Genomic DNA, 7,545 nt, shown 5'->3' with positions numbered 1-7,545 from the left:
ACTTCCATGCCATCCAGCCACACCTCCCAGCCCAAACCGGAGGCGCCGAGGGTGGGGCTTTCCCAGTCGTCTTCCACGAAGCGGATGTCGTGCTGCCGGGGATCGAGACCGATGGCGGCGATGGAGGCCAGGTAGAGATCCTGGATATCCCGAGGGGAGGGTTTCAGAATCACCTGGAACTGATAGTAGTGCTGCAACCGGTTGGGATTGTCTCCGTACCGACCATCCTTGGGACGACGGGAGGGTTGCACGTAGGCGGTGTTCCAGGGCTCGGGGCCCAGCACCCGCAGGAAGGTGGCGGGATGAAAGGTGCCCGCTCCCACTTCCATGTCATAGGGTTGCTGCAGGATACAGCCTTTGGCCGCCCAGAAACGTTGTAACGAGAGAATCAAATCCTGGAATTTCACGACCGCTCCATTTTCCAGAGAGGGCTTGCAGCCAATCGCCGCGTTCCAGTCCGAACAGCAACGCACCCGCCCGAAGGATCGACCGGACGGACCAAGGCTCCGCAATGGCGAGGGATGTCAGACATCGGCGGCAGAGGGATCACCCTTAAGCATCGCGCAATGAACAAGGGGTTCGTGACGGTACCAATCCAGCCGCGTTCTGTCAAGATCGGCTCGCAATCGACCCCCTCTTCCGGCCTCTCCACACCTGCAGCAGACCCAGCACTCCCAAAAGGGACCAGAAGAGCAGTCGTCCCCATTCCGGCATGGTGACGAACAGGGAATGGCCCGGCCCGATGGGCATGGAGACCTGCCGGGCCAGGCGAACCTCCTGGGGCAGTTCCAGGATGACCCTTCCCAGCGGATCGAAAACCACCGAGATGCCGGTATTGGCCACCCGCGCCAGGGAGAGCCGGTTTTCGATGGCCCGCAGCCGGGCCATGGCCAGATGCTGCTCCTTGGCCGAGGGCCCGAACCAGGCATCGTTGGTCACATGCACCAGGAATTGCGCCCCTTGCAAAGCCAGATGGCGCACCTCCTCCGGGAAGATGGCCTCGTAGCAGATCAGCGGCCCGAGGTTGCCCCCGGCCCAGGAGACCACCCGTGGACCGGGACCCGGCGAAAAGTCCTTGGTGCCGTGAGTGAACTTCTTGAAATCCCCGAAGGCCCATCTCCGCAGGGGAATGTATTCCCCGAACGGCACCAGATGGTGTTTGTCGTAGCGCGGCGTATCGCCGGGGGTTCCGGTGAACAGCAGCAGGCTGTTGTAGACCGCATACGGTTTGCGATTGACGTATTGCACCATGGGGGCCCCGGTGAGAAGCCCCCCTTTCAACCACCGCGCCATCTCATCCAACTGGTCCAGGCGGGAGGGGTAGTATTCCGGCTGGAAGGCCAGAGCCGTCTCGCCCCAGATGGTCAGATCCACCGGTGGTTTGAGCGATTTGGTCAGCTCCAGATGGAGGCGGAAGTGGTCGCCGCCGAATTCGGAGTTCCATTTGTCGTGCTGCGGAATGGCGCCCTGCACCAGGGCCGTCATCACCGGTTTGCCGAAGGTTTGCCGGGAGAGTTTTTCCTCCAGATCGGCCAGACGCCAGCGACCGTACCCGGCCAACGCTCCCAGGAGCAGAACCCCCGTCAGGCCCCAGATCACCCGCTGGCGCAACGGAAAAGCCCGACGATCCGGCCAGACCAGCAGGGTCAGGCAGGCAGCCAGGAACAGTGTCAAACCGGAGAGCAGACCCACGCCGCCCAGATCCGCGGACTGCACCACCCAGGGCAGATCGTGCCAGGCGTAGCCGACCTGATTCCAGGGAAACCCGGTGAACAGCACCGCGCGCAGCTCCTCGGAGAGGACCCACAGGGCGGGAACCAGCAGGGGTAGAGCGGAGGGAGGCGGTTGCAACCGGGCCAGCAGTCCGGCAAAAAGGGCGGGATAGAGGGCCAGAACCGCCCCCAGCCCGATCAGCATGGCCAGGGCCACCGGCAGGGGCAGCAGGCCGTACCCGTGCAGACTGGTCAGCAGCCAGGAGCAGCCGAAACTGAAGTAGGCCAGACCGAAAAGGAACCCGCAGGCGGCCGCCAGTCGCCAGCCAACCCCCTGAATCAGCAGCAGCAGGGCCGCAAAGGCCACAACCAGTCCGGGAATCTCCTGATGGGGCGGCAGACCCCGCACCGCCAGGGATCCGGCCACGAAGGCGGCGCCCAGACGCCAGCCCGGACCCGAACCGTGCAGGGGCAGCCCCAAAAACCGGGGCGGCGTCGGCGAAAGGCTTTCAGACATAGGGATCCCCGTAACCCATGCGCTCCAGGATCCGACGTTCCCACGCCTCCTGCCGCCGGGCCTCCTCCCCGGAGCGTTCGTGATCGAAACCGAGAAGGTGCAGCGTGCCGTGGATCACCAGATGGGTCAAATGGGCCTCGAAGGTCTTGTGCTGCTCCGCAGCCTCGGCAACCAGCCGCTCGTGGCAGAGCAGGATATCCCCCAGCAGCCGGGGTTGTCCCGGACCCGGAGGTTCCGTCTGCTCGAAGGAGAGGACGTTGGTCACCTCGTCCCGGCCCCGATAGGTGCGGTTGCAGGCGCGAATCTCCTCCGCAGTGCCCAATCGCACGCTGATCTCTCCCTTGGCGCCTTTGCCGGTCTTCTTCGGCAGAACCTTGAACACCGCTTTCACGGCCTTTTTCACCAGGGGTTCAACTCGGGGCCATGGGGGATGGACCCGGCTGACCCATACTTTCGGGGCCGCCATGAAAACCCTCCCTGCGTTTGCGAATCTGATCGGGATATTCGATGCGATGGTGGTAGAAACCGAGGATCAGCACCCGGCAGAAGGTCTCCTCGATCCTGGCCAGCTCCCGCATGGTCAGGTGGCAATCATCCAACTGCCCGTCGGCGATCTTGGAGTTGACGATGCGATGCACCACGGCCTGGATCTTGGCGGGCGTGGGGTTTTTCTGGGAACGCACCGCCGCCTCGACGGCATCGGCGATCATGAGGATGCCCGCCTCCCGACTGCGGGGTTTGGGACCGGGGTAGCGGAACTCCTCCTCGGAGACCGCGTCCCCCCGTTTGGCCGCCTCCTGGGTGGCCTTGTTGTAGAAGAACTGCAACAGGGTGGTGCCCTGGTGTTCGGTGATGGCTTCGAGTACCGGCCCGCCCAGTTTGTATTGCCGCGCCAGCTCCACCCCGTCCTTGATATGGCCGATGATGATCTTCACGGACATGGAGGGGACCAGATGGTCGTGGCGGTTCTCCCCGGACTGGTTTTCCACGAAGTAGTGCGGTTTGGTCATCTTGCCGATATCGTGGTAGAGGGCCATGACCCGGGCCATCAGGGGATTGGCCCCGATGCTTTCGGCAGCGGCTTCCGCCAGGTTGCCCATCATCACCGAATGGTGGTAGGTGCCGGGAGCCCGCAGAGAGAGTTGTTTGATCAGGGGATGGTCCCCGCTGGCCAGTTCCATGAGACGGCTGTCGGTGGTGATGTTGAAGACCCATTCGAAAACGGGGATCAGGGCCAGGGAGAGCAGGCCGGTCAACAGGCCGCTGGTCAGGGCCATGAGCATGCCAACCAGGAGGTCGAAGGCCAGCAGCTCTCCTCCGGAGAGGGTTTCCATGGCCGGCTGGGCCACCATCTGGGCCAGGCCGATCCAGAGCCCGGATTTGAGCACGTCGAAACGGTGACGGCAGGCCCGCAGGGTGAGACCACCCACCAGGGTTCCCACCATGAAATAGGCGAAGAGGGCCACCCCGCCCTCCCGACCCAGGGAGGACAACATGGCCAGGATGGTTCCGATGACCACCGCTCCACCCGGCAGGCCGTGTCGGGCCCCGACGATCAGGGAGGAGAGGGCCGAGGCCATGGCTACCGGCAGCAGATAGGGCACCATGCCGGCAGGCCAGTGGAACAGCCGGGCCATGCCCATGCCCATGGCGGAAACCACGGTGCAGACCAGAGCCACCATCAGCAGAATGGCCCCCAGGATATAGAAGGTCTTCTTCTCCCGAGGAAAGGTGGGAGAGGTTTTGAGCAGAAAGAGTCGGCCCAGAACCAGCAACAGACCCACGGCCACGGCCAGTCCGGTCAGGGGCACGAACTTGCTTCCGGAACGACGCTCCTGTTGCAGGGCGCGGATCTTGACGTGAACCCCTTCGGTGACGATCTCCCCTTCCCGCACCAGCATTTCGCCTTTGCGGGCCCGGAAATAGACCTTGTCCACATTCTCCATGGCCAATTGGCGGCGCTCCCGGGTTTTGGCCAGGTTCAGCACCAGATTGGGCCGCACCTGGGCCTTCACCTCGGCAATCAACCACTCCCGCAACACCTCGGGAAAAGCACGGAGATATTTGTCGCCGTCGACTTCCAACTGATTGCGGATATCGTCCAGGTTGATGAGTTCCCGAACGCCGCGATCCAACACCTCTTCCTCGCCGCCGAGGGGGAGCACGGTGAAGGGAATGCCGGTCAGATCCTTGATGACCTCCGGCCCGTTGACCACCCGTTTGCGGGCGTAGGGGGCCAGCCATTGTCTCAGGGCCTGTCTCAGGGGGGCGAAGGTCCGGTTGCGGGTGACCGCGACACCCGAGGCTTCGGGTTCCTCGCCACTCTCCCGCAGGGCGATCTCCCCTTTGCCCTTGACCTCCTCCGGGGAGAGACCCTTCTCCTTGCCGGGCTTGTTCTCCACGACGGGTTTGGCTTCCGCAACCGGTTTGGTCTCGGCGTTTCGCAGATTCGGCTCCAGGGACAGCAAGGCCTGGAAGGCCCGGGGGGGAATATCGGTCTCCAGCTCCTGCAACAACTCCTCCCGCAACTTCCGGGTATTTTCCTGCTCCCGCTTCAAAAGATTCTCCCCCAGCCAGTCCAGAACGAGCAGCAACTGCTGGTGGATATCGGCCATCATGGAGGGATCCCAGTCGTAGGCCGGAGGAACCCCCTTGGCCACATCTTCCTGGCGACGCCGGGTGTTCTCCTTGTCCTCGATGAGGATGTCGCTGTGGGCCTTGATGTCGTGGGTGGCGATGGCGCCGATGCCGGGGATGTCCGGCGCTTCCAGAGCGACGGGCGAGTAGAGCAGGGTCAACAGGGCAACCAGCGTCAGGAAAAGCATCAGGTCGACAGACCGGGAATCACCGATCCACCGGTCAAAATGCCAGAACCGGGGCTGGCTGCCACGACGCAAACCGGCAAAAGGTCGCGCCTCGTCGATCATGATGTTTTTCATCCCGTTGCTCCGGTCCCGGTGGATCGCCGGGGCCCCATGACATACTCCCCGGTTTGTTCGTGGGTTTCGTAGGCCCGCACGATCTGACGAACCAGGGAGTGGCGCACGACATCCCGTTCCGAAAAATGGCAGATGCCGATCTCATCAATGCCTTCGAGAACCGCCAGGGCATGCATCAGACCGGAGCCACGCCCGCCGGGCAGATCCACCTGGGTGATATCCCCGCAGACCACCATGCTCGACCCCTCGCCGAGACGGGTCAGAAACATCTTCATCTGCTCCCGCGTGGTATTCTGGGCTTCGTCCAGGATGGCGAAGACCCGGGACAGGGTACGACCCCGCATGAAGGCCAGGGGGGCGATTTCCAGGGCGTTCTGAGCCAGCATGCGTTCCACCTTTTCCGTGCCCAGCATGTCGAAGAGGGCATCGTAGAGGGGGCGGATGTAGGGATCCACCTTGGCCTGCAGATCCCCCGGCAGAAAGCCCAGATGTTCTCCCGCCTCCACCACCGGTCGGGTCAGCACGATGCGTTCCACTTCGCCGCGCAGCAGGGCCACCACCCCCATGGCCACCGCCAGATAGGTCTTGCCCGTTCCGGCGGGCCCTACCGCCAGGGTGAGATGTTTTTTCCGCATGGTTCGAAGGAAGAGTTGCTGCCGGGGATTGCGGGGGAAAATGGTGCGGCGCGGGGTCTGCAGGGACTCCTCCAGGGTGAAGAGGCTTTGGCCGGGGCGGGCTTCCCCCACCATCTGCAGCCCCTCCTCCACCCGGGGAACATCCACCGAACCACCCTGTTCCAGGTGGCTGTAGAGTTCGGTCAGGAGTCGCAGGGCCTGTTCCACCGCCCCCTTCTCCCCCGAAATGACCACTTCGTTGCCCCGGGCCTGAATGACCACCCGCAGACGGGCTTCCGTCAGGCGGAGATGGGCGTGCAGCTCCCCGAACAGGGCCGCGGCCATGGTGTTGTCGGCAAAGGCGATCTTTTCGGAGACCAGATCGACCGCCGCCTCGGGAACATCCTGCCCATTGCTCATGGGGGTTCCTTTTCCAGACGACCGCGCAAGGAGTTGGGCAATCCTTCGAGAATCGCCACCCGCACCGTTCTGCCGATCCACTCCGCATCGCCGGGGAAGTGGACCATGCGGTTGCAGGGGGTTCGACCGGAGAGATGACCCTTGCCGAGGGGAGCCATTCCTTCCACCAGCACCTCTTCGATGCGTCCCGCCCGTTGGCGGTTTTTTTCCCACTGGATGGCGTTGAGACGGGTCTGCAGGCGTTCCAGCCGCTCTTTCTTCACCGGCTCGGGCACCTGATCGGGCAGGCTGGCCGCCACGGTTCCGGGCCGGGCGGAAAATTTGAAGGAGTAGGCGTGGTCGAAACCCACCCGTTCCACCAGAGCCAGGGTTTCGGCAAAGGCGGCCTCGTCCTCTCCCGGGAAACCGACGATGAAATCCGAGGCCAGGGCCACTCCGGGCCGGGCCCGACGCACCGTCTCCACCCAGTGGAGGTAGTCGGCCACCGTGTGCCCCCGACCCATGGCCTCCAGAATGCGATCCGAACCGCTCTGAATGGGCAGGTGCAGGTAGGGACACACCTCGGGAACCTCCGCCAGGGCCTCCACCAGGCTCGGGTCCATCTGTTTGGGATGGGAGGTGACGAAGCGAATGCGTTTCACCCCGTCGACCAGAGCGACACGGCGCAACAGAAGCCCCAGGTCGAAGGGTGTTCCCTGTTCATCCGGGCCGTTGTAGGCGTTGACGTTCTGCCCCAGCAGGTGGATCTCCACCGCACCGTGCGCCACGAGCCGCTCCGTTTCGGCGACCACCTCCGCCACCGGACGACTCCACTCCCGGCCTCGGGTGAAGGGCACCACGCAATAGGTGCAGAAGGCGTCGCAGCCCTCCTGAACCGTGACCTGTCCCACCCCCTGATGCGCCACCACCGGAGGTGCGCTTTCGAACTTGTCCTCCGCCACGGAGGCATCGTCCAGAACCCGGCTCTCCCCCGCCAGGATGCGCGTCAGCATCTCCGGCAGACGATGGTAGTTCTGCGGTCCGAAGACGATATCCACGAAGGGGGCGCGACGGAAGATGGCGCTGCCCTGGGCCTGACCGACACAGCCACCGACGGCCATCACCACCGGGCGTCCCCTGCGACTCTTGTGCAGACGGCCCAGCTCCGAAAAGAGCTTCTCTTCCGCCTTTTCCCGGATGTGGCAGGTGTTGAGCACGATCACATCCGCCAGATCGGGATCCTCTTCCGGCAGAAGGCCCAGTCTCTCCCGCAGCAGGCCTTCCATGCGCGCCGAATCGTAGGCGTTCATCTGACAGCCGAAGGTGCGTACATGAAGGGTTTGCAGCGTTCGGGTCGTCATGGC

At 63.8% G+C, this 7,545-nt stretch carries 6 protein-coding genes; all 6 read right to left on the bottom strand.

Translation table 11 applies throughout. From position 1 onward, the window contains the following. On the bottom strand, positions 1-407 hold a 407-nt coding region (locus HQL56_06220), incomplete at its 3' end, for a glycine--tRNA ligase subunit alpha (GenBank protein MBF0309103.1). A 202-nt stretch (positions 408-609) separates the two neighbouring features. Further along, the gene (lnt, locus tag HQL56_06215; GenBank protein MBF0309102.1) at positions 610-2,229 is read right to left on the bottom strand and encodes an apolipoprotein N-acyltransferase; all 1,620 of its coding nucleotides are present in this window, start codon (positions 2,227-2,229) and stop codon (positions 610-612) included. After that, positions 2,222-2,632 (bottom strand): rRNA maturation RNase YbeY, encoded by a 411-nt coding sequence (gene ybeY, locus HQL56_06210; protein MBF0309101.1) that lies wholly within the window; start codon positions 2,630-2,632, stop codon positions 2,222-2,224. Before ybeY ends, lnt begins: the two co-directional genes overlap by 8 nt. Positions 2,633-2,639: 7 nt before the next feature. Then, positions 2,640-5,168 carry an HDIG domain-containing protein gene (locus HQL56_06205; protein MBF0309100.1) on the bottom strand — a complete coding sequence of 843 codons (2,529 nt, stop codon included), beginning with the start codon at positions 5,166-5,168 and terminating at the stop codon, positions 2,640-2,642. After that, positions 5,165-6,202: a PhoH family protein gene (locus tag HQL56_06200; GenBank protein ID MBF0309099.1), complete on the bottom strand. Its 1,038-nt coding sequence runs from the start codon at positions 6,200-6,202 to the stop codon at positions 5,165-5,167. Before HQL56_06200 ends, HQL56_06205 begins: the two co-directional genes overlap by 4 nt. Then, a complete protein-coding gene (gene miaB / locus HQL56_06195) occupies positions 6,199-7,542 on the bottom strand; it encodes a tRNA (N6-isopentenyl adenosine(37)-C2)-methylthiotransferase MiaB (protein ID MBF0309098.1) in 1,344 nt (447 codons plus the stop codon). The genes HQL56_06200 and miaB overlap by 4 nt, the downstream gene beginning before the upstream one ends. Between the last annotated feature and the right edge of the window lie 3 nt (positions 7,543-7,545).

The organism is Magnetococcales bacterium (genome assembly GCA_015231925.1).
In the GTDB taxonomy this organism is placed as follows: domain Bacteria; phylum Pseudomonadota; class Magnetococcia; order Magnetococcales; family JADGAQ01; genus JADGAQ01.
Note: the sequence above shows the minus strand (reverse complement) of the source record. Positions and strands in the feature narration are given on the sequence as shown.